This is a genomic window from Streptomyces silvae, from assembly GCF_016745505.1.
GTDB lineage: Bacteria > Actinomycetota > Actinomycetes > Streptomycetales > Streptomycetaceae > Streptomyces > Streptomyces silvae.
This window is the reverse complement of record NZ_JAERUC010000143.1, coordinates 60,561-81,933: the sequence shown is the minus strand read 5'-3', so window position 1 is coordinate 81,933 and position 21,373 is coordinate 60,561. Positions and strand designations below refer to the sequence as shown.

General features: G+C 71.9%; 15 protein-coding genes. 10 read left to right on the top strand and 5 right to left on the bottom strand.

Features of this window, described 5'->3' with window-relative positions; all coding sequences use genetic code 11:
* Window positions 1-72: 72 nt before the first annotated feature.
* The gene (locus JKV81_RS22090) at window positions 73-1,647 is read right to left on the bottom strand and encodes an NADH-quinone oxidoreductase subunit NuoF family protein (RefSeq protein WP_129262886.1); all 1,575 of its coding nucleotides are present in this window, start codon (window positions 1,645-1,647) and stop codon (window positions 73-75) included.
* Window positions 1,644-2,990 (bottom strand): ferric reductase-like transmembrane domain-containing protein, encoded by a 1,347-nt coding sequence (locus JKV81_RS22085; RefSeq protein WP_202077383.1) that lies wholly within the window; start codon window positions 2,988-2,990, stop codon window positions 1,644-1,646. The genes JKV81_RS22090 and JKV81_RS22085 overlap by 4 nt, the downstream gene beginning before the upstream one ends.
* Before the next feature lie 429 nt (window positions 2,991-3,419).
* Between JKV81_RS22085 and leuS the strand changes: the two genes are divergently transcribed.
* From leuS to JKV81_RS22060, 5 genes are all read left to right on the top strand, one after another.
* Window positions 3,420-6,287, top strand: coding sequence for a leucine--tRNA ligase (leuS, locus tag JKV81_RS22080; protein WP_129262882.1), 2,868 nt, complete (start codon window positions 3,420-3,422; stop codon window positions 6,285-6,287).
* Between the two features lie 179 nt (window positions 6,288-6,466).
* Entirely contained in the window at window positions 6,467-7,159 is a 693-nt protein-coding gene (locus tag JKV81_RS22075; protein WP_129262880.1) for a hypothetical protein, read from the top strand.
* A 164-nt stretch (window positions 7,160-7,323) separates the two neighbouring features.
* On the top strand, window positions 7,324-8,169 hold the full coding sequence (locus JKV81_RS22070; RefSeq protein ID WP_129262878.1) for a DegV family protein: 846 nt from the start codon (window positions 7,324-7,326) through the stop codon (window positions 8,167-8,169).
* 1,003 nt (window positions 8,170-9,172) lie between these two features.
* The gene (locus JKV81_RS36335; protein WP_129262876.1) at window positions 9,173-9,853 is read left to right on the top strand and encodes a ComEA family DNA-binding protein; all 681 of its coding nucleotides are present in this window, start codon (window positions 9,173-9,175) and stop codon (window positions 9,851-9,853) included.
* A complete protein-coding gene (locus tag JKV81_RS22060) occupies window positions 9,850-12,396 on the top strand; it encodes a ComEC/Rec2 family competence protein (protein ID WP_202077381.1) in 2,547 nt (848 codons plus the stop codon). The genes JKV81_RS36335 and JKV81_RS22060 overlap by 4 nt, the downstream gene beginning before the upstream one ends.
* Window positions 12,397-12,560: 164 nt before the next feature.
* On the opposite strand, the gene JKV81_RS22055 is transcribed toward JKV81_RS22060, so the two are convergent.
* On the bottom strand, window positions 12,561-13,016 hold the full coding sequence (locus tag JKV81_RS22055; protein WP_202077379.1) for a pyridoxamine 5'-phosphate oxidase family protein: 456 nt from the start codon (window positions 13,014-13,016) through the stop codon (window positions 12,561-12,563).
* A gap of 100 nt (window positions 13,017-13,116) precedes the next feature.
* Between JKV81_RS22055 and JKV81_RS22050 the strand changes: the two genes are divergently transcribed.
* Both JKV81_RS22050 and JKV81_RS22045 read left to right on the top strand, forming a co-directional pair.
* On the top strand, window positions 13,117-13,947 hold the full coding sequence (locus JKV81_RS22050) for an arylamine N-acetyltransferase family protein (protein ID WP_129262870.1): 831 nt from the start codon (window positions 13,117-13,119) through the stop codon (window positions 13,945-13,947).
* Window positions 13,948-14,229: 282 nt separating this feature from the next.
* Window positions 14,230-15,114 carry a YceI family protein gene (locus JKV81_RS22045; RefSeq protein WP_129266935.1) on the top strand — a complete coding sequence of 295 codons (885 nt, stop codon included), beginning with the start codon at window positions 14,230-14,232 and terminating at the stop codon, window positions 15,112-15,114.
* Between the two features lie 91 nt (window positions 15,115-15,205).
* On the opposite strand, the gene JKV81_RS22040 is transcribed toward JKV81_RS22045, so the two are convergent.
* On the bottom strand, window positions 15,206-15,451 hold the full coding sequence (locus JKV81_RS22040) for a hypothetical protein (RefSeq protein WP_187281949.1): 246 nt from the start codon (window positions 15,449-15,451) through the stop codon (window positions 15,206-15,208).
* Window positions 15,452-15,543: 92 nt separating this feature from the next.
* Between JKV81_RS22040 and holA the strand changes: the two genes are divergently transcribed.
* Window positions 15,544-16,533, top strand: a complete 990-nt coding sequence (holA, locus tag JKV81_RS22035) for a DNA polymerase III subunit delta (protein WP_099172516.1) — start codon at window positions 15,544-15,546, stop codon at window positions 16,531-16,533.
* 299 nt (window positions 16,534-16,832) lie between these two features.
* Here the strand turns inward: holA and rpsT are convergent, their stop codons facing one another.
* Window positions 16,833-17,099: a 30S ribosomal protein S20 gene (gene rpsT, locus JKV81_RS22030; RefSeq protein ID WP_014156344.1), complete on the bottom strand. Its 267-nt coding sequence runs from the start codon at window positions 17,097-17,099 to the stop codon at window positions 16,833-16,835.
* A 215-nt stretch (window positions 17,100-17,314) separates the two neighbouring features.
* On the opposite strand from rpsT, the gene lepA reads away from it, so the two are divergent.
* Complete coding sequence (lepA, locus tag JKV81_RS22025; protein WP_124276539.1) at window positions 17,315-19,189, top strand: translation elongation factor 4; 1,875 nt, start codon at window positions 17,315-17,317, stop codon at window positions 19,187-19,189.
* Between the two features lie 288 nt (window positions 19,190-19,477).
* Complete coding sequence (locus JKV81_RS22020; RefSeq protein ID WP_202077377.1) at window positions 19,478-21,367, top strand: AMP-dependent synthetase/ligase; 1,890 nt, start codon at window positions 19,478-19,480, stop codon at window positions 21,365-21,367.
* Window positions 21,368-21,373 lie beyond the last annotated feature (6 nt).

Genomic DNA, 21,373 nt, shown 5'->3' with positions numbered 1-21,373 from the left:
GTCATCCGAATCGGATGACCCGCTTCTTGTTGTGCCCGTCACATCCCGGTTCGCCGAGTGGGTCCGACCCGGTCAGCCGCGTCCGCTCCCCAGGGCCCTGCGCTGCGCGCTCGGGAGCGCGGGGCGTTCGGCGGGTGCCTGTTCGATGCGGAGGGCCAGCGCGGGGCACCGTCGCACGGCACGCTGGGCCCTGCCCCGCAGGTGCATCGGAACGGCGGCGTCCGCGAGCGCCGGGTAGCCGTCGGGACCCAGCCTGATCAGCTCGGGAACGATGTCCGCGCACAGCCCGTGCCCCTGGCAGAGCGTCCAGTCCACCGCCAGCTTCTCGCCGCTCGGGATGGACTCCTCCAGATCCTCGTAGCCGGGGGACGGCAGCGGCAGCACCCCGAGCGTCTCCCGCCCGCAGCCGCCGTCCAGCACATGCGCCGCCAGGTCGTCCGTGAACGCCGACAGGGTGGAGGCCAGGAAGCGGGCGGAGCCGTCCGGGTGCTTGCACGCCCCGCGGCCCTTCACCGCCTGGGTCACCTCGCCGAGCGCCTCCAGGGCGGCGGGGCCACCGCCGTTCAGTACGTCGGAGAGGCCGCCCGCCGCAGCGGGCAGCCCCAGCTTGCAGGGGCCGCACTGGCCCGCGGTCTCGGCCGCCAGCCAGTTCGCGATCCTCAGCGACTCGCCGATCGGACAGGTCTCCGGCCCGATCGGCAGGATGGCGCCGGCGCCCAGTGCTCCGCCCGCCCCGGCCAGGGACGCTCTGGAGACCATGGCGTCGTGCGTGGCGACCGCGTCGATCCAGTTGCCGTGATAGCCGCCGGTGAGTACGCCCTGGGGCAGCGGCGGGGCGCCGGCCAGCTGCAGGACGTAACGCAGGGGCACTCCGGTGGGCACCTCGATCACCATCGGGCGTGCCACGGCCCCGGAGACCGTGAGCAGGACCGTCCCGGGCTCGTCCGGGAGGCCGGTGTGCCCGTAACGACGGGAGCCGAGCCGTGCGGCGACCGCCAGCTGTGCGTACGTCTCCGCGTTGGACAGGAGGGTCGGGGCGCCGCCCACGCCGGACTCCGCGGCGCGCTCGCGGCGGCCCGGGGGCAGGGCGGGGCCGCCGTTCACGGCCCGGATGACCGCGGAGGCCTCGCCGGAGACCATGCGCTCCGGGGTACGCACCACCCGGGCGCGGAGATGCTGTCCGCGCCGGTCGGACAGGCCGCGTTCGGCGAGGGCGGACCGTACGGAGATCTCCGTGGAGTTACGTGTGACCGCCACGACCAGGGTGCGTGCCCCGAGCGCCTCGGCGGCGAGCAGTGCCCCGTCGAGGATGAGGTGCGGGGTGCGGTTGAGCAGCACGGTGTCCTTGCGGCAGGCGGGCTCGCCCTCACTGCCGTTGATCACGACGACGGGCCGCACCCCGCGCCGTATGGAGGCCTTCGCCACGGCGCGGAGCTTCTTCCCGAAGGGGAAGCCCGCGCCGCCCCGGCCGCGCAGGGAGATGGCCTCGGCCAGTTCGGCGAGGCGCTCCCCGGTCATCGGCTCGAGCGGGCCGTGCACCTTCAGATGCATGGCGAGGTCGAGGCGTTCCACCAGGTCGAAGCCGGTGGTCAGCTGGGGGAGCCCGACGACACGGACCTCGGGCACATCGGGGAGGGGGACGTTCACGGTCGGTCTCCTGCCGGTGCGTGCCAGGGCTCTCCTGCCGGAGGCGGGTAGAGCGGTCCCGGCAGCTGCTCGGTCTCCTGGCCGGAGACGGAGCTGGGACTCGGGGATGGGGTGTACGGCGGCCTGAGCGCCTGCGCCGGGGGCGCGGGGGACGGAGTGGGCCAACGGCTGTCCGTGCGCTCCGGAGGCCTCACGGAGGGCCGGGAGACGGCACGGTACGCGGCGGAGATGCCCGGCCGTGGGCCCGTCGGGGGCGGGGCCGGAACCGCGCCCGGGGTGAGCCGCTCGGAGCTGCGCGGCGGGGGCTCGTACTCGGGGCTGCGCGCCTCGTGCTCCGGGCTGCGCTGCGGGGGCTCGTACAGGGGCGTTTCGTACGGGGACGGTTCGTACGAGGGTGAGCCGTACTGCTGCTGTCCGTACAGCGGCCGGGTGTACGTCTGTGGCTCCCGCGGGTCGTGGGCGGAGACTTCCGGTGGCGGTGCGGAGAGGGTCCGGGGGCGGACCGGTGTACCCAGTGCGCCGCGTTCGTCGCCCCAGCCGGGGGCGTCGGGCGGGAGGCCCCGGCCGGCGGGGGGAGGGGCGTGCTCGGGTCCGGGGAGCGGGGAGGCGCGTATGACCGGATCCGCCGCGGGAGGGACGTCCGCGCCGATCAGGCCGGTCACCAGATCGGTGAGCCGGCGCTTGGCCGGGCCGGGAAGCAGGCGCAGGGCCAGTGCCGCGGCCACCGCCGTCAGGCAGAGCATGTACATCACGACGACCCAGGTCGCGGGCTGCCGGCCGGCGTACAGGCCGTGCACCAGGGCGGCGCACCAGGCCGGGTAGGCGAGCGCGTGCAGTGCGCGCCAGCGGCCGGCGATCCTGCCCGGTGTGGCGAAGGCGCTGCGCATGGCCCCGGTCGCCGCGGCGATGATCATCAGCAGCCCGGCGAGCGAACCGAAGCCGATGAGCCCGGCCGTGCCGCTCACGCCCGTGCCGAACGGTATGAGGGCGCCGAGCAGTCCGACGTGGCCGAGGGCGACCTTCACCGTGCCGTGCAGCAGGAGGAAGCCGAGTGAGGTGACCGCGGTGGCCCGGTGGATGCCCTGGCAGATGAGCCGCTGGCGGGTCGAGAGGAAGACGCGGTCGGTGGCCAGCAGGCCCCAGGCGACCGCAGCGGTGAGGGAGACCAGCGTCAGGACGCCGGTGGTGAAGTCGAACGTGGCACGCATGCCGTCGCTCCCGGCGACGGCGAGCAGAGGGATGAGCACCAGTGCCGCGACGGTCAGCCCGCCCTGCACCGGGCGGCTGATCCCTGGGCCGTCACTCAGGGAGGGAGACGAACGGATCCTGCGATGAGGGTTCATGGGGGGCGACTCCGAATGGCTCGGCAAAGCGGTCCCGTTGCCGCATGCTAGGTCGCCGTTTACCGGCCGGTACGAGGTTTGAACTGTTGCCCCGATAGGGGGCAGTACGCGGAGTAACCCCCGGAGTGTGTGGGTCATGTGGAAGATTCGCGCGGATCGCGTGCCTTCCGGGCGTGGAGGTGCCGGGCCGCAGGAGCTCCACGGCCGCGTATGTGCCGGGCCGGGTGCCGGGCCCGTGCGGTACCCTGACGCCATGCGTGCCGTACGCCTTCTGCTTAGCGAGCCGCGCTGATCATTCCCGACCGGTGAGAATGCCTGGTCGGACTCGGCGCGGCGTCCCCTCCTGTGCGAGGGGATTTTTCGTTTCCGTAGACGTGTGTCCGTAGACGTGGGCGCCGGCAGATGACGATCGATGGAGCTTTGAGAATCATGAGCGAGACGAACACCGCGGCCGAGGTGGCCGCGCCGCACCGCTATACGGCAGCGATGGCCGCCGACATCGAGGCACGCTGGCAGGACTTCTGGGACGCCGAGGGGACGTACGAGGCACCGAACCCGACCGGTGACCTGGCAGGCGACCCGGAGCTGGCCGCCAAGCCGAAGAAGTTCATCATGGACATGTTCCCGTACCCCTCGGGGTCCGGCCTGCATGTCGGTCACCCGCTGGGCTACATCGCCACCGACGTCTACGCCCGCCACCAGCGGATGACCGGGCACAACGTCCTGCACACCCTGGGCTTCGACGCCTTCGGCCTGCCCGCCGAGCAGTATGCCGTGCAGACGGGCACGCACCCGCGGGCCTCCACCGAGGCCAACATGGAGAACATGAAGGTCCAGCTGCGCCGGCTGGGCCTGGGCCACGACAAGCGCCGCTCGTTCGCGACGATCGACGCGGAGTACTACCGGTGGACCCAGTGGATCTTCCTGCAGATCTTCAACTCCTGGTACGACACCGAGGCCGACCGGGCCCGCCCGATCGCCGAACTGGTCGCGCAGTTCGAGAGCGGTGAGCGGCCGGTCCCCGGCGGCGGCGAGTGGGGCGCGCTGAGCGCCGCCGAGCGCGCCGACATCCTGGGGCAGTACCGCCTGGCGTACGCCTCGGACGCACCGGTCAACTGGTCGCCCGGGCTGGGCACCGTGCTGGCCAACGAAGAGGTCACGGCCGACGGCCGCTCCGAGCGCGGCAACTTCCCGGTCTTCAAGGCCAAGCTGCGTCAGTGGAACATGCGCATCACCGCCTACGCGGACCGGCTGCTGGACGACCTGGACGGGCTGGACTGGCCCGAGGCCATCAAGCTGCAGCAGCGCAACTGGATCGGCCGTTCCGAGGGCGCGCGCGTCGACTTCCCGGTGGACGGGGCCGGTGACATCACCGTCTTCACCACCCGGCAGGACACCCTGTTCGGCGCGACGTACATGGTGCTGGCGCCCGAGCACGAGCTGGTCGAGCGGATCATCCCCGCCGCCTGGCCCGAAGGCACCCACCCGGTGTGGACCGGCGGCCACGCGAACCCGGCCGAGGCCGTCACCGCGTACCGCAAGCAGGCCGCGGCCAAGTCCGACGTGGAGCGGCAGGCGGAGGCCAAGGACAAGACCGGCGTCTTCACCGGCGCGTACGCGACCAACCCGGTCAGCGGCGAGAAGGTGCCCGTCTTCATCGCCGACTACGTCCTGATGGGATACGGCACCGGCGCGATCATGGCCGTACCGGCGCACGACGCGCGCGACTTCGCGTTCGCGCGCGCCTTCGAGCTGCCGATGCGCTGTGTCGTCCAGCCGTCGGACGACCGTGGGACCGACCCCTCCACGTGGGACGACGCCTTCGCCTCGTACGAGGCGAAGCTGGTCAACTCCGCCAACGACGAGATCTCGCTGGACGGCCTGGGCGTCGTCGACGCCAAGGCGAAGATCACCGAGTGGCTGCAGGCGCACGGCGTCGGCGAGGGCACCGTCAACTTCAGGCTGCGCGACTGGCTGTTCAGCCGTCAGCGCTACTGGGGCGAGCCCTTCCCGATCGTGTACGACGAGGAGGGCATCGCCCACCCGCTGCCCGAGTCGATGCTGCCGCTGGAGCTGCCCGAGGTCGAGGACTACTCGCCGCGCACCTTCGACCCGGAGGACGCCGACACCCAGCCCGAGACCCCGCTGTCCCGGAACGCCGACTGGGTCAACGTCACCCTGGACCTGGGCGACGGCCCGAAGAAGTACCGCCGCGAGACCAACACCATGCCCAACTGGGCCGGTTCCTGCTGGTACGAACTGCGCTACCTGGACCCGAACAACTCCCAGAAGCTGGTCGACCCGGAGATCGAGCAGTACTGGATGGGCCCGCGCGAGGGACAGCCCACCGGCGGCGTCGACCTGTACGTCGGCGGGGCGGAGCACGCCGTGCTGCACCTGCTGTACGCCCGCTTCTGGTCGAAGGTGCTGCACGACCTGGGGCACATCTCGTCCGCCGAGCCGTTCCACAAGCTGTACAACCAGGGCATGATCCAGGCCTTCGTCTACCGGGACAGCCGCGGTATCGCGGTCCCGGCCACCGAGGTCGAGGAGCGCGACGGGGCGTACTACCACGCCGGCGAGAAGGTCAGCCGCGTCCTGGGCAAGATGGGCAAGTCCCTGAAGAACGCCGTGACGCCCGACGAGATCTGCGGCGAGTACGGCGCGGACACCCTGCGGCTGTACGAGATGGCCATGGGCCCGCTGGACGTCTCGCGTCCCTGGGACACCCGGGCCGTGGTCGGTCAGTTCCGGCTGCTGCAGCGGCTGTGGCGCAACATCGTCGACGAGGAGACCGGTGAGGTCACCGTCGTGGACACGGAGCCCGCCGAGGACACCTTGAGGGCGCTGCACAAGGCCATCGACGGTGTCGGCCAGGACATGGCGGGGATGCGGTTCAACACCGCGATCGCCAAGGTCACGGAGCTGAACAACCACCTGACGAAGGCGGGCGGGCCGCTGTCGCGGTCGGTCGCCGAGCGGCTGGTGCTGCTGATCGCACCGCTGGCGCCGCACGTGGCGGAGGAGCTGTGGCGCAGGCTGGGCCACACCGGGTCCGTCGTGCACCAGGACTTCCCGGTCGCCGACCCGGCGTACGTCGTGGACGAGACCGTGACCTGTGTGGTGCAGATCAAGGGCAAGGTCAAGGCGCGCCTGGAGATCGCCCCGTCGATCTCCGACGAGGACCTGGAAGCACTGGCCCTGGCCGACGAGAACGTCGTCGCCGCCCTGGGGGGAGCCGGGATCCGCAAGGTGATCGTGCGGGCGCCGAAGCTGGTGAACATCGTTCCCGCCTAGTGATCGGGGTCGGTCGGGGGCGGCCCGGGGCCGTTCGCTGAGCGTGCCAGGGCTTGTGCCAGGGCTTTCCCCTACGGGCAGGTTGGGGGTTCCGGTGGAACCCTCGGCCTGCCCGTTCCGTTTACGGTAGAAGGGGCGACCGCAGGCGGGCGGCCGATCCGACAACCCGAGGGGCGTTCATGGAAGCCGTGATCCTGATCCTGACGCTGCTGTTCGTGGCCTTCATGGCGCTCGGGGTGTACGCCGGTGTGAAGACCGTGCGCGCGGCCAAGCGCGGTGTGGACCGGACGATCACACAGGCGCGCCGCTCCGTCGAGGACACCGCGCTGAAGGCCAAGAGCTACGGCCAGCCAGGCGTGCCGGGAGAGCTGGCGCAGCTGAGGCTCGCGCTGCGCACCTCGATGAGGGCCACCCAGGACGCGCTGAACGCCGGGATGGCGGAGGACGCCTCACTCGCGGAGTCGCTGGGGCTCTTCGAGCGCCTGAGCGTGCACGGACGCGAACTCGACGACGAGCTCAAGCGTCTGGAGCGCGAGCCGGACCGGGCGACGGTGGCCACGCTGCTGCCGGGACTGAAGGAGCGCACCGAGCGCATCACGCACTCGGCGGAGTCGCTGCGCTGGGCGGCGCGTGACCGGGCCAGGCAGTTCGCCGACGACGATCTGGCCGCGCTCAACGCACAGATCGACCTGGAGGCCGGGGCGCTGCGGCACTGGACGACCGAGGAGCCGGCGCAGCGGCGCGATACGGCCGGCCACAGCTGGAGCGGGCCCGCCGACGAGGCGGCACCGCCGTCGCTCACTCCTCCGGACCCGCGACTGCGCACGGGCTATCCGTGGCAGAAGTCAGCCAGGCCGGAAACCACGAACTGACGCGCACCGGCCGCGGACACACGGACCACACGGACCGCGCTCGGTACGGACGGGGGACACGGGCCGTCTGAGGTGCGCCATGGACGGATACGGGCGGCCCGGAAATGATCAGCAGACCGGTCCCGGGCTGCAGCGCCCCCGCCCCGGAAGGTAACCTCCGGCTCATGTCCCGCCATGTCGCGATCGTCACCGATTCAACGGCCTACTTGCCGCGCCAGACGATGGAACGGCACGGCATCACCGCGGTGCCGCTGACCGTCGTCCTGGGTGACCAGGCCCTGGAGGAGGGCACGGAGATCTCGTCCAGGTCGCTGGCGCTGGCCCTGCAGAAGCGCCGTTCGGTGACCACGTCACGGCCCGGCCCGGAGGTGTTCGCCGCCGCGTACCGCGCCGTGGCCGAGACGGGGGCCACCGGCATCGTCTCCCTCCATCTGTCGGCCGAGTTCTCCGGAACCTACGACGCCGCCGTGATCGCCGCGAAGGAAGCGCCCGTTCCGGTGCGTGTCATCGATACCGGAATGGTCGCCATGGCCCTCGGGTTCAGCGCGCTCGCCGCGGCCGAGGCCGCCGAGGCGGGGGGCGGTCTGGACGAGGCGGTCGCGGCGGCCGAGAAGCGGGCGGCGGGCACGTCGGCGTTCTTCTACGTCGACACGCTGGACTACCTGCGCCGGGGCGGGCGCATCGGAGCAGCCCAGGCGCTGCTGGGCTCGGCGCTGGCCGTCAAACCGATCCTCCAACTCGACGGGGGACGCATCGAGATGCTGGAGAAGGTTCGGACGGCGTCCAAGGCGATCGCGCGGCTGGAGGAGATCGTCGCCGAGCGGGCCGGCGCGGGCGCCGTCGACATCGCCGTTCATCATCTGGCGGCTCCGGACGGCGCCGAGCGGCTGGCGGAGCGGCTGCGCTCGCGGGTCCCGGGGCTCGTGGACCTGCATGTGAGCGAGGTGGGCGCGGTGATCGGGGCGCACACCGGGCCGGGGCTGCTGGCAGCGGTGATCGCGCCGCGCTGAACCTCACTCCTGCGGGTGACGGGGTTATCCACAACTGGTGAGTTATCCACCGGAATTGGGGCAGCTCGGCGGATTTTCCCGGACGTGTCTAGCGTCGTGAGCTATGAGCTTCCGATCGCTTCTCGCCACCTCCGACCGTGCCGCCGACTACGGCCGGTCCGCTGCCGATGCCGCCGTCGGCCGGCCCGCCGCTGCTGCCGCTGTCGGCCGGTCCACCGCCGGCCGGTCCACTGCTGACCGTGCCGCTGCCGAGCCCCGTGCCGCTGCCGACCGTGCCGCTGACCGGCAGGGTCCTGGTAGCGGCGCCACGGGCCCGGACACGCGCCGGTCCGCCGGCCCGTTCGTACAGGCCGCACGACCCGTTGTTCTGCCTTTGCACGCGGCTGGGCTTGCGGATCTGCCCGCGCACGCGGCCATGGACCCGCCCGAGCCGCCGCCGACGCACCGGGGCACGCATCGTGCCGCGCGTCGTGGGTCGCATGGTTCCGGCCCGGCCACGCGTACTCGGAACGGGCCCGGTGTCCGCCCCGGTGGAGCGGCTGGCACTGCGCCCGGCACCATGTCCGGCGCACGGCACGGACGGCGGCGGACCGCGCGGGGGGCCGATGCCGGGATCGCGGCAGCTTCCCGGCTCCGCGCGGACGCGCTCCTGGCTGCCGACCCGGCGTCGGCCGCTCCCGTGTCCAGGCCCACGACTGGGGCTGCTGCGTCGGCCGCTCCCGTCTCCACGCCCGCGACCGGAGCCGGGGCTGCTGCCACCACGGCGGTGGGGGCGGCCACGGCACTGCCCGGCGAGTCCGGGCGCACCCGAGCGACACCTTCCTGGGCGATTGCCACACCTCCGCCGCCGACGCCCCGGGCGAGCGCCGCAGGGGCCGCCGCAGGGGCCTCTCCGGCGGAGCCCGAACCCCCGCTGAGCCGCGGAGCACCCGAGGGTCCCGCCGCGCGGACACCGTGGTGGCGAGAGGCCGGTCCCGCGCTGCGGGACCGGTTACCTCTGTGGGTGCAGCTGCGGTGCGGCCTGGAGCCCCGCGCCCTCGCTGCCCTCGCCGTTGTGCTGGTCGGGGCCGCGGTGTTCGCTGCGACACACTTCTGGTCGGCCCGCCCCGAGCCCGTACGCGCTCCGGACCGGGTCACGGAGGCCGCCGCGGCCCAGGAGAGCGGGGCGGGGTCCCCGAGCGCACAGGTGCCGGGTGCCACGCCCGGACCGGACGCGGGGTCGTCGGTCGGCGCCGCATCCGGTGGGCAGATCGTCGTCGATGTGAGCGGCAAGGTGCGCCGGCCGGGGATCCAGCACCTGCCGGCGGGCTCCCGCGTCGAGGACGCTCTGCGCGCGGCGGGAGGTGCCCGTGAGGGCGCCGATCTCACAACACTCAACCGGGCGCGCGTCCTGACGGACGGTGAGCAGGTGGCCGTGGGCCTGCCGGGCGCACCGCCGCCCCCGGGCGGAACAGGGGCCGGTGGCGCGGTGTCGGGACAAGCCGGTCCGGGGGCGCCGGTGAGCCTCGGGACGGCCACCGCGGAGCAGCTGGAGACCCTGCCCGGTGTCGGACCGGTGCTTGCCCAGCACATCATCGACTACCGCACCGAGCACGGGGGTTACCGCTCCGTCGACGAGCTCCGTGAGGTCAACGGCATCGGGGACCGCCGGTTCGCGGACCTCCGGCCGCTGGTCACGCCATGAACGGCTCCGACGTCCATATGGATTCGGGCCGCCGGCTGGGAGTCGCCGAACCACGGCAGGAGGCTCCGGCTGATCTGCGGCTGGTCCCTCCCGCGCTGGCGGCGTGGGCGGCCTCCGCCCTGGCCCTGGGGGCGCCGGGCCGGTGGGTGGCGGCCGGGGCGGTGCTCTGCACATGCGCGGGTCTGGGCTGCCTCATCGCCGTACGCCGGATCGTGGCGCGAACAGGACCCGGAGGGCTGGCGGATCCGGCGGGGCGCGCGGATCTGGCGGGGCTGCCGCGGCGGGCCGGGGCGCGTACCACGGCTGTGGCTGCGGTGCTGCTCTGCGCGGCTGCCGGGGGCGCGGCGTCCGGGCTCCACAGTGCGGATTCCCGCAGTGGCCCCGTTCCCGGCCTCGCGGAGTCGTACGCGCGGGTCGAGGCGGAGGTGACCGTCACCTCCGATCCCCGGCGGACCCGGCCGCGTGTGCGGGGGGACCACAGCACACCTGTCTCCCTGCTTCTGGACGCCGAGGTCGACCGGCTGACCGCCCCCGACGGGACGGTCACCGAGCTCCGCACCCCGGTCCTCGTCATGGTCGCCCCGGGTAAGGCTGTGGCGCGGTGGCAGCGGCTGCTGCCTTCGACAGGGCTCCGCATCACCGGGCGGCTCGCTCCTCCGCGTCACGAGGGGGAGCGCATCGCAGCGGTGCTCGGCACCGACGCCGACGAATCACCGCTGGTCGTGTCGGAGCCCTCACTCCTCCAACGAGCGGCGGGGCGGCTGCGGTCCGGGCTGCGGGAGGCCACCGACGGGCTCGACGCCGATGCACGGGCCCTCCTGCCGGGACTGGTCGTCGGCGACACCTCGCGGGTTCCGCCCGACCTGCACGACGCCTTCAAGGCCACCGATCTGACCCACTTGTTGGCCGTATCGGGTGCCAACCTGTCGATCCTGCTCTTCCTCCTCATCGGCCCACCCGGAACGGCGTCGCGCAGCGAACGCCGCGGACTGGCGCCCCGCCTGGGCATCTCCCTGCGTATGACCGCCGTGATCGGCGGTGGGGTCGCGCTCGCCTTCGTGATCGTATGCCGCCCCGAGCCGAGCGTCCTGCGCGCGGCCGCCTGCGGGCTGATCACCCTGCTCGCCATCGGTACGGGACGGCGGAGATCGCTGATTCCCGCGCTGGCCACCGCCGTTCTGCTGCTGGTGCTGTACGACCCGTGGCTGGCCCGCAGTTACGGGTTCCTGTTGTCCGTGCTCGCCACGGGGGCTCTGCTCACCCTCGCGCCGAGGTGGAGCGATGCCCTCCAGCGGCGCGGGGTCCCGGCCCGGCTCGCCGAGGTGCTGGCCGCAGCTGGAGCAGCCCAGGCGGTCTGTGCGCCGGTGGTGGTGGTCCTGGCGTCGAGGGTCAGTCTGGTGGCGGTTCCCTGCAATCTGCTGGCCGAGTTCGCGGTGGCGCCCGCGACGGTCCTGGGCTTCGCCGCGCTCGCCGTGGCCCCCGCCTCGCTGCCGGCCGCCCGGGTTCTGGCCGAGGTCGCCGGCTGGCCGGTCGGGTGGCTCGCCTCCGTGGCCCGGACCGGGGCCGCGCTTCCCGGGGCGGAGGTCGACTGGCCGGGCGGCTGGCGGGGCGCTGCACTGCTGGCCGTCCTCACAGCCCTGCTGGTGCTGTCGGCCCGGCGCCTGGCCCGCCACCCCTGGGTCTGCTCCGCCGCCGCGCTCCTGCTGGTGCTCGCGGTGCTGAGACCCGTGCCGCTCACCCGGCTCATGACCGGGTGGCCGCCGCCGGGGTGGGCCTTCGCGCTCTGCGACGTCGGACAGGGGGACGCCATGGTGCTCGCCGCCGGGGAGGGCACGGGGGTGGTCGTGGACACCGGTCCTGAACCCCGCCTCGTGGACCGGTGCCTGCGCGACCTCGGCATCACCCGTGTGCCTCTTCTTCTGCTGACCCACTTCCACGCCGACCATGTGCGCGGTCTGCCCGGCGTGCTGAGCGGTCGCGAGGTCGGCGCGATCCAGACGACGAGCCTCGACCAACCGCCGGACCAGGCGGCCTTCGTGAAGAGAACGGCCGCGGCGGCGCGCGTCCCGATGGTCCGGGCGGCTCCGGGGGAGCGGCGCCGGACGGGGCCCCTCGAATGGCAGGTGCTCTGGCCCGCAGCGGGCCCGCCGGGGGCAACGACACCGTTCCATGCGACCGAGGAGCCCAATGATTCCAGCGTCACGCTCCTCGTCCGGTCCGGCGGCCTCACCCTGCTGCTCCTCGGCGACCTCGAACCCCCGGCGCAACAGGGGGTGCTGCGCAGCCATCCGGCACTGCCACGGGTGGACGTGCTGAAGGTCGCGCACCACGGTTCCGGCCACCAGGACCCCGGGCTCCTGCGCAGCGCACGGCCGAGGTTCGCGCTGATCAGCTGCGGCACGGACAATCCGTACGGCCATCCTGCGGCCCGTACGCTCGAAGCGCTCGAGGCGGCGGGAGCGAAGGTCCTGCGCACGGACATCGACGGTGCGATCGCGGTGTCGGGTTCAGGTGCGGGGCTGCGCGCGGCAGGCCGCTCATGAACGTGGACGTGAGTGTGAACGCGAACACGACGTACGCCCAGTGCGCCATCCCGCAGCCGCAGCCGCCATCACTCCCGCAGAAGCCTCCCCTGCCGCAGGCGCCTCCCCTCCCGCGGCGGCCTCCACCACCCCGGATCTCTCCGGCGGTGCGCCCGGAGGGGCCGTCAGATCAGCCAGGTGCCGTCGAGCATCAGATCGCGCTCGGCCAGCTCGTTCACCTCGCGCCACGCCTTCACGGTGTGTGGGGTGATGCGCAGATACACCCAGGGGGAGCGTTCGCGCGGGTCCCAGCGGAGCTTCTCGGCGAAGGCGTCCGCCGACTCCGCGGGGAGGTCCGCCCCTTCCACGAGCTCAGCCGTTCCCTCGATCAGCACCACGTCGCGGGTGTGGCCGAGGGTGAGCCTGGTCTGCCCGGACGGATTTACGTTCACCGCCGTCGGGTTGGTGCGACGGGTGGCCAGCAGCAGCGTGCCCTGGTGCCACACGAACGACAGAGGCACCAGACAGGGGGCCCCGTCGGCAGAGGCCGTCGCCACCCAGGCGTCTTCCTCCTTCTCCAGGCGGTCGAGTGTGTCCTGCTTACGCTGTTCCGGGCCGCGTGCCGGCTCTCGCTCCGTCATGGCTGTGACGCTAACCACCAGGGGCGGCCGCCACATCGGCCGCCGGTCCTAGGTCCAGGGCCTCATGGCGCCGTCCCACGCCCCACGACAGACTTCCCGCATGAACGACGAACCGCAGCAGCAGGCCCCCGCGCCCGTCCCTGCCTGGGCGGACGCCTATCTGGAACGCATCGGTGCCGCACTCCCCCCGCGCGCCGACGCCGGGGCACTGCGCGAGCTGCAGGTCCGTCACCTGATGGCCGTGCCCTTCGAGAACCTCTCGATCCATCTCGGCGAGGACATCGTCCTGGAGGAGGCGAAGCTCGTCGACAAGATCGTCACGCGCCGCCGGGGCGGCTTCTGCTACGAGCTCAACGGCGCCTTCGCCGCGCTGCTGCGCGCCCTGGGTTTCCGCGTCACCCTGCTTCAGGCACGAGTGTTCGGCGACGGGGGACGGCTCGGCATTCCGTACGACCATGTCGCCCTGCGTGTGGAGACCGACGACGGTACGGGCCCCTGGCTCGCCGATGTGGGGTTCGGCGACCATGCGCTGCACCCGCTCGCGCTGGAGGCCCGCACCGAACAGGTGGATCCCTGCGGCAGGTTCCGCCTCCGGGAGGCGCCGCAGGGAGACCTCGATCTGCTGCGCGACGGTTCACGGCAGTTCCGGCTGGACCTGCGGCCGCGCGTGCCGGCGGACTTCCGGGCCGGGGCCTGGTACCACCGCACCTCGCCGGACTCCCACTTCTCCCGGTCGCTCATCTGCTCCCGGCGTACGGAGGACGGCCGGGTGACGCTCCGTGGCCGCACCCTGATCACGACCGTGCGGGGCGAGCGGCACGAGACGGAGCTGGGCGACGATGCCGAGGTGCTCGCCGCCTACCGCGACCACTTCGGCCTGATGCTCAGCCACCCGCCCACGGTGCGGCCCCCGCTGACGTTCACCACCTGATGCCGCTGCCGGGGCCCGGACCGCTGCCGATTGCCGTGCCGATACCGATGGCCGTGCCGATACCGAGGCTGATGTCCGCGATTGAGTACCGCCCAATACGGACCTTAGGTATCAGCTGTGTACAGCGGCGCACAGCTTGGCACAACCCCTCTGAGCTGCGGCGTTTGCCTCGAACGTCGCAACGGTGATCGAATGCGTATTCGTCGGCGGACCGCTGCTCCGACAACGACGTCCGGCTGTCAGGGGTCCGAGGTGAGAACCGCCCCTGGGGAGTACGTGCACATGTTCGGCCGTTGGCTAGGCAGCAGAGCGAAGTCCGGCACCGCACAGAGCAACGCCCTCACCGGGATCCCGGTCCCGCAGAACGCCGGAATGCTGAGCTGCCGGGTGCTGGATCCGGTCTCCGAGCCGGTACAGCAGGCCGAGTTCGTCGTCACCGACAGTGCGGGGCGCAAGGTCGTCGGCGGAGAGACGGACCCGTTCGGGAACGTCGTCGCCACCGTCCCGGCGGGCGACTACCGTCTGGGCGTCACGGCCGAGGGCTTCACCCCCTTCCACGGTTCGGCCACCGTGACCCAGGGCGCCCATGCGGGCCTCGGCGACGTGGCCCTCCAGGTGGCGCAGCCGCCCCAGCTCCCCGACCCGGGCGACTGGGAGATCGAGCCGTCGCACACCCAGATCGGGTTCACGGCGCGTCATATCGGCATGGCCCGCATCCACGGCAGGTTCAACACCTTCGCCGGTGCCGTGCGGATCGCCGACCGCATGGAGGACTCCGCCATGCACGTCATCATCGACGCCTCGTCGATCGACACGAATGTGCAGATGCGCGACGAGCACCTGCGGTCCGGTGACTTCCTCGACGTCGAGCGCTACCCGACCCTGGAGTTCTACAGCGAGCGCTTCGTCCACCGCGGCGGCACGCGCTGGGGGGTCACCGGCGCGCTGACCCTGCACGGGGTGAGCCGCACCGTCACGCTGGACACCCAGTACCTCGGCCTGGGCAACGGCCTGGAGGGCGAGACCCGCGCCGCCTGCCGGGCGACCACCGAACTGCACCGCGAGGACTTCACGCTCACCTGGCAGACCATGCTGGCGCGCGGCATCGCCGTGGTCGGCCCGAGCATCAAGATCGAGATGGACATCCAGATCGTCCCCAAGGTCTGACAGCACCCCGGCACACCCGAGGGGACCGGGCACACCCGAGGGGACCGGGCGCACCGGAGGGGACCCGGCGCACCGGCGCCCGGCAGCACCGCTACGGCGCCTCCAGCCACCCCTCGTACTCCGCGGCGAACGCGTCGAGCGCCGCGGAGTCCAGCCGGGCGGACGGGTCCTCCACCACCACCAGCCACTGGGCGTCCTCGGCGTCGTCCTCCCCGGCCAGGGCGTCCCGCACCAGCTGGGGCTCCTCGGTCACGCCGAACCGGTCGGACAGCTCCCCCGCGACCTCCTCGGCCGCGTCGCGGTCGGGCAGCACCAGCACATGTCTCACATCGCTCACCCCGTCATTCTCCGGTATGCCCGGGGGAGAGGTGTGCCGGGGCGGCGCCTGCCCCGCGGTCCTGTCACAGGTGCGTGGGATGCTTGACCGCGATGGCCACCAGACGTAGTTCCACCGACGATCCGCTCGCCCCCGTCACGCTCGCCGTGGGCCAGGAAGACCTGCTCCTGGACCGTGCCGTGCAGCATGTGGTGGCCGCGGCCCGCGCCTCCGACGCCGACACGGACGTCCGCGACCTCACCCCGGACCAGCTGCAGCCCGGCACGCTCGCGGAGCTCACCAGCCCCTCGCTCTTCGCCGAGCGCAAGGTGGTGATCGTGCGGAACGCGCACGACCTCTCCGCCGACACGGTCAAGGACGTCAAGGCGTACCTGGGCGCCCCCGCCGAGGAGATCACCCTGGTGCTCCTGCACGCGGGCGGGGCCAAGGGCAAGGGCCTGCTGGACGCGGTGCGGAAGGCGGGGGCGCGCGAGGTGGCGTGCCCCAAGACCACCAAGCCGGCCGAGCGGCTCTCCTTCGTACGGTCGGAGTTCCGGGCGCTCGGGCGCTCGGCGACCCCGGAGGCGTGCCAGGCGCTGGTGGACTCCATCGGGAGCGACCTGCGCGAGCTGGCGAGCGCCGCCTCGCAGCTGGCCGCGGATGTCGAGGGCACCATCGACGAAGCCGTCGTCGGCCGCTACTACACGGGCCGCGCGGAGGCGTCCTCCTTCACGGTCGCCGACCGTGCGGTCGAGGGCCGGGCGGCCGAGGCGCTGGAGGCGCTGCGGTGGTCGCTGTCCACCGGTGTCGCCCCCGTCCTGATCACCAGCGCCCTCGCGCAGGGCGTCCGCGCGATCGGCAAGCTCTCCTCGGCCCGGGGCGGCCGGCCCGCGGACCTGGCCCGCGAGCTCGGCATGCCGCCCTGGAAGATCGACCGGGTCCGCCAGCAGATGCGCGGGTGGACGCCGGACGGGGTGGCGGCGGCGCTGATCGCGGTCGCGGCGGCCGACGCCGGGGTCAAGGGCGGCGGGGACGACCCCGAGTACGCCCTGGAGAAGGCAGTGGTCGCCGTCGCCCGCGCGGCCCGCTCCGGCGGCCGCTGAGGCCTGGGCCGGGCCCCTGCGCGGTCCAGGGCACCGGGGACCCGCCCGGCCCCCGGCCCGCGCCTCCGCCCCCGGCACGAGCGAAGGCCCCGACCAGCGCCTAGCGACCGACCGACCGCCCCCCCCGCACGAGCGAAGGCCCCGGCCGGCGTCCTGGGGAGGACGCGGCCGGGGCCTTCGGTTCACGCTTGGTGCGCCGCACCCGCGTGGCGAACGCAGGTTCGGTGTGCGGCGCGGGGTGCCGGTCAGGAGCGGGAGAGAGGGCCCGCTGAGTCCGTTCCGGCGATCACATCAGTAGCTCAGCCCTGGAGGGCGGCAACCTTGAGAGCCAGCGCCGACTTCTTGTTGGCGGCGGCGTTCTTGTGGATGACACCCTTCGAGACAGCCTTGTCGAGCTGGCGGGAGGCGTCGCGGACGGCCACAGTGGCCTTCTCGACGTCACCGGCAGCGGCAGCCTCACGGGCCTTGCGGATCGAGGTCTTGAGCGAGGACTTGACGGCCTTGTTGCGCAGGCGCGCCTTCTCGTTCGTCTTGTTCCGCTTGATCTGGGACTTGATGTTCGCCACGAAAGAGCCTTTTCAGGTTCGTTGGATCTTCTATGTGCGCCACGCCGCTTCTGAGGGCCACGAGGCACAGCTGCCCACGGTAGCAGTCACCCTCGGACCGGCCCAAACCGGTCCCGCCCCCGCAGGCGTGGGACGATGGAGGCTACGTATCGATCCGTCCGACCCGACATCGACCCGAGACACGGCGTCCGGCGTCTCAAGAATCAGGACCCTGCGTGCCCGCGACTCCTACCAACGTGCCCGAGCCGAGCCGTACCGACCCGGCGCTGATCCGCAACTTCTGCATCATCGCGCACATCGACCACGGCAAGTCGACCCTTGCCGACCGGATGCTCCAGCTGACGGGCGTGGTCGACCAGCGGCAGATGCGCGCCCAGTATCTCGACCGGATGGACATCGAGCGCGAGCGCGGCATCACCATCAAGTCCCAGGCGGTCCGACTGCCGTGGGCGCCCACCGAGGGTGAGGACAAGGGCACGACCCACGTCCTCAACATGATCGACACCCCGGGCCACGTGGACTTCACCTACGAGGTCTCCCGTTCCCTGGCCGCGTGCGAGGGCACCGTCCTCCTGGTCGACGCGGCGCAGGGCATCGAGGCGCAGACGCTGGCCAACCTCTACCTGGCGATGGAGAACGACCTCACCATCGTCCCGGTGCTCAACAAGATCGACCTGCCCGCCGCGCAGCCCGAGAAGTTCTCCGAGGAGCTGGCCAACCTCATCGGCTGCCAGCCCGAGGACGTGCTCAAGGTCTCCGCGAAGACCGGTATCGGCGTGGACGCGCTGCTCGACCGGGTGGTCCGGGACGTCCCGGCCCCGGTCGGCCAGGCCGACGCCCCGGCCCGCGCGATGATCTTCGACTCGGTCTACGACGCCTACCGCGGTGTCGTCACCTACGTCAGGGTCGTCGACGGTCAGCTCAACAAGCGCGAGCGCATCAGGATGATGTCGACGGGCGCCACCCACGAGCTGCTGGAGATCGGTGTCTCCTCCCCGGAGATGACCCCGGCCGACGGCATCGGTGTGGGCGAGGTCGGCTACATCATCACCGGTGTGAAGGACGTCCGGCAGTCCAAGGTCGGTGACACCATCACCTCCCTGAACAAGGGCGCGACCGAGGCGCTGGGCGGCTACAAGGACCCCAAGCCGATGGTGTTCTCGGGGCTCTACCCCCTGGACGGCTCCGACTACCCGGACCTCCGTGAGGCCCTGGACAAGCTCCAGCTCAACGACGCCGCCCTGGTGTACGAGCCGGAGACCTCGGCCGCGCTCGGCTTCGGCTTCCGCGTCGGCTTCCTCGGCCTGCTGCACCTCGACGTGATCCGCGAGCGCCTGGAGCGCGAGTTCGGTCTCGAGCTCATCGCCACCGCCCCCAACGTGGTCTACCGCGTCGAGATGGAGGACGGCACCGAGCACACCGTCACCAACCCGAGCGAGTTCCCCGAGGGCAAGATCGACAAGGTGCACGAGCCGGTCGTCCGGGCCACGGTCCTGGCGCCCAGCGAGTTCATCGGCGCGATCATGGAGCTCTGCCAGAACCGGCGCGGCACCCTGCTCGGCATGGACTACCTCTCCGAGGACCGGGTGGAGATCCGCTACACCCTGCCGCTCGCCGAGATCGTCTTCGACTTCTTCGACCAGCTGAAGTCCAAGACCCGTGGTTACGCCTCGCTCGACTACGAGCCCACCGGCGAGCAGTCCGCCCAGCTCGTCAAGGTCGACATCCTGCTCCACGGCGACAAGGTGGACGCCTTCTCGGCGGTCACGCACAAGGACAAGGCGTACGCGTACGGCGTCCGGCTCGTCGCCAAGCTGCAGAAGCTCATCCCCCGGCAGAACTTCGAGGTGCCGATCCAGGCGGCCATCGGCTCCCGGGTCATCGCCCGTGAGACCGTCCGCGCCATCCGCAAGGACGTCCTCGCCAAGTGCTACGGCGGTGACATCTCCCGTAAGCGGAAGCTGCTGGAGAAGCAGAAGGAAGGCAAGAAGCGGATGAAGATGGTCGGCAACGTGGAGGTGCCGCAGGACGCGTTCATCTCCGTCCTGTCGACCGACGAGTCGGCCGGCGAGAGCAAGGGCAAGAAGTAGCTCCGCCCCCGCCCCGCCAGGGGCCGCCCCGAGAGTACGTCGTCGGACGTACCCGGGAGTAGCCCAACGGGCCCCTGCGTCGCGGACATCCGCGGCGCAGGGGCCCGCTTCGTTATCAAGCGGCGGCCCGTTGCCCCTTACGCGACGGTCGCACGCGCTCTAGTCTGATCACCACCCGTTAGTTACTCGCCAGTTAAACAAGCAGGCCGAGCGGGAACGAGAAGCAGGACATACAAGCAGCAGCACCCATAAGCCGGTCGTAGCAATGCCGCAGGCCCGGAGGACGTCGTGAGCGACACACAGACCTTGATCGATAGCCGACCGCCCTCCGTGGCGACTCTCTTCATCGACCGCGTGGCGGCCACCCCGGACGGGGAGGCGTACCGCTACCCCGTGCCGGCCGCGTCGGGTCAGGGACCGGACGACTGGAAGTCGCTCACCTGGGCGCAGGCCGCCGAGCGGGTCCACGCCATCGCGGCCGGTCTGATCGCTCTGGGTGTCCAGCCGGAGGAGCGGGTCGCGCTCGCCTCCTCCACCCGCGTCGAGTGGATCCTCGCCGACCTCGGCGTGATGTGCGCGGGCGCGGCGACCACGACGATCTACCCGTCCACGAACACAGAGGAGTCCGCCTTCATCCTGGCCGACTCCGACAGCCGCGTGCTGATCGCCGAGGACGCCGCCCAGCTGGCGAAGGCCCGGGAGAGCAGGGCCGCGCTGCCCGAGCTCGCGCACGTCGTCGTCATCGACCCGGCCGGCGCCGAGCCCGTCGAGGGCGACCCCGAGGGCTGGGTGCTCACCCTGGCCGAGCTGGAGGCCCGGGGCAACGAGTACCTGGTGAAGAACCCGGACGCGATCACCGACCGGGTCTCCGCGATCACCGCCGACCAGCTGGCGACCCTGATCTACACCTCGGGCACCACGGGCCGCCCCAAGGGCGTACGGCTGCCGCACGACAACTGGTCGTACATGGCCAAGGCGACCGTGGCGACCGGCCTGATCACCGCCGACGACGTCCAGTACCTCTGGCTGCCGCTCGCGCACGTCTTCGGCAAGGTGCTCACGTCCGGCCAGATCGAGGTCGGGCACGTCACCGCGGTCGACGGGCGCGTGGACAAGATCATCGAGAACCTTCCGGTGGTCCAGCCGACCTACATGGCGGCCGTCCCCCGCATCTTCGAGAAGGTCTACAACGGGGTCGCCGCCAAGGCCCGGGCCGGCGGCGGCGCCAAGTACAAGATCTTCCAGTGGGCGGCCGGGGTGGCCCGCGAGTACGCCACGGTCTCCCAGGACAACTTCCGGCGCACCGGCAAGGCCTCCGTGCCCTTCGCCCTCGGCGCCAAGCACAAGGTCGCCGACACCCTCGTCTTCGCGAAGATCCGCGAGGCCTTCGGCGGGCGGCTCCGCGCCTGCGTCTCCGGCTCGGCCGCACTCGCCCCGGACATCGGCCTCTTCTTCTCCGGCGCCGGGATCCACATCCTGGAGGGGTACGGACTCACCGAGTCCAGCGCCGCCTCCTTCGTCAACCCGGGCGAGGCCTACCGCACGGGCACCGTCGGCAAGCCGCTCCCCGGCACCGAGGTCCGGATCGCCGACGACGGCGAGATCCTGCTGCGCGGCCCCGGCCTGATGGAGGGCTACCACCGGCTGCCCGAGAAGACCGCCGAGGTGCTGGAGTCCGACGGCTGGTTCCACACCGGCGACATCGGCGAGCTCTCCCAGGACGGCTACCTGCGGATCACCGACCGCAAGAAGGACCTGATCAAGACGTCCGGCGGCAAGTACATCGCCCCGGCGGAGGTCGAGGGCCAGTTCAAGGCCGTGTGCCCGTTCGTCTCCAACATCCTGGTGCACGGCGCGGACCGTAACTTCTGCACCGCCCTCATCGCGCTCGACGAGCCGACGATCCTCGGCTGGGCGCAGGAGAACGGTCTGGGTGACAAGCCGTACGCCGATGTGGTGGCCTCGCCGCAGGCCGTCGAGCTGATCGAGGGCTATGTGCAGCGTCTCAACGAGGGCCTCCAGCGGTGGCAGACCATCAAGAAGTTCCGGCTCCTGCCGCGCGACCTCGACATCGAGCACGGCGAGCTGACGCCCAGCCTCAAGCTGAAGCGGCCGGTCGTCGAGCGCGAGTACAAGGACCTCATCGACGACATGTACGCGGGCTCCCGCGAGGCGTAACAGCCG

What these genes read in the sequence shown, in the direction of transcription:
- JKV81_RS22085 (WP_202077383.1), bottom strand. Translation starts at nt 2,990, where the DNA reads ATGAACCCTCATCGCAGGATCCGTTCGTCTCCCTCCCTGAGTGACGGC.
- leuS (WP_129262882.1), top strand. Translation starts at nt 3,420, where the DNA reads ATGAGCGAGACGAACACCGCGGCCGAGGTGGCCGCGCCGCACCGCTAT.
- JKV81_RS22075 (WP_129262880.1), top strand. Translation starts at nt 6,467, where the DNA reads ATGGAAGCCGTGATCCTGATCCTGACGCTGCTGTTCGTGGCCTTCATG.
- JKV81_RS22070 (WP_129262878.1), top strand. Translation starts at nt 7,324, where the DNA reads ATGTCCCGCCATGTCGCGATCGTCACCGATTCAACGGCCTACTTGCCG.
- JKV81_RS22060 (WP_202077381.1), top strand. Translation starts at nt 9,850, where the DNA reads ATGAACGGCTCCGACGTCCATATGGATTCGGGCCGCCGGCTGGGAGTC.
- JKV81_RS22055 (WP_202077379.1), bottom strand. Translation starts at nt 13,016, where the DNA reads ATGACGGAGCGAGAGCCGGCACGCGGCCCGGAACAGCGTAAGCAGGAC.
- JKV81_RS22050 (WP_129262870.1), top strand. Translation starts at nt 13,117, where the DNA reads ATGAACGACGAACCGCAGCAGCAGGCCCCCGCGCCCGTCCCTGCCTGG.
- JKV81_RS22045 (WP_129266935.1), top strand. Translation starts at nt 14,230, where the DNA reads ATGTTCGGCCGTTGGCTAGGCAGCAGAGCGAAGTCCGGCACCGCACAG.
- holA (WP_099172516.1), top strand. Translation starts at nt 15,544, where the DNA reads ATGGCCACCAGACGTAGTTCCACCGACGATCCGCTCGCCCCCGTCACG.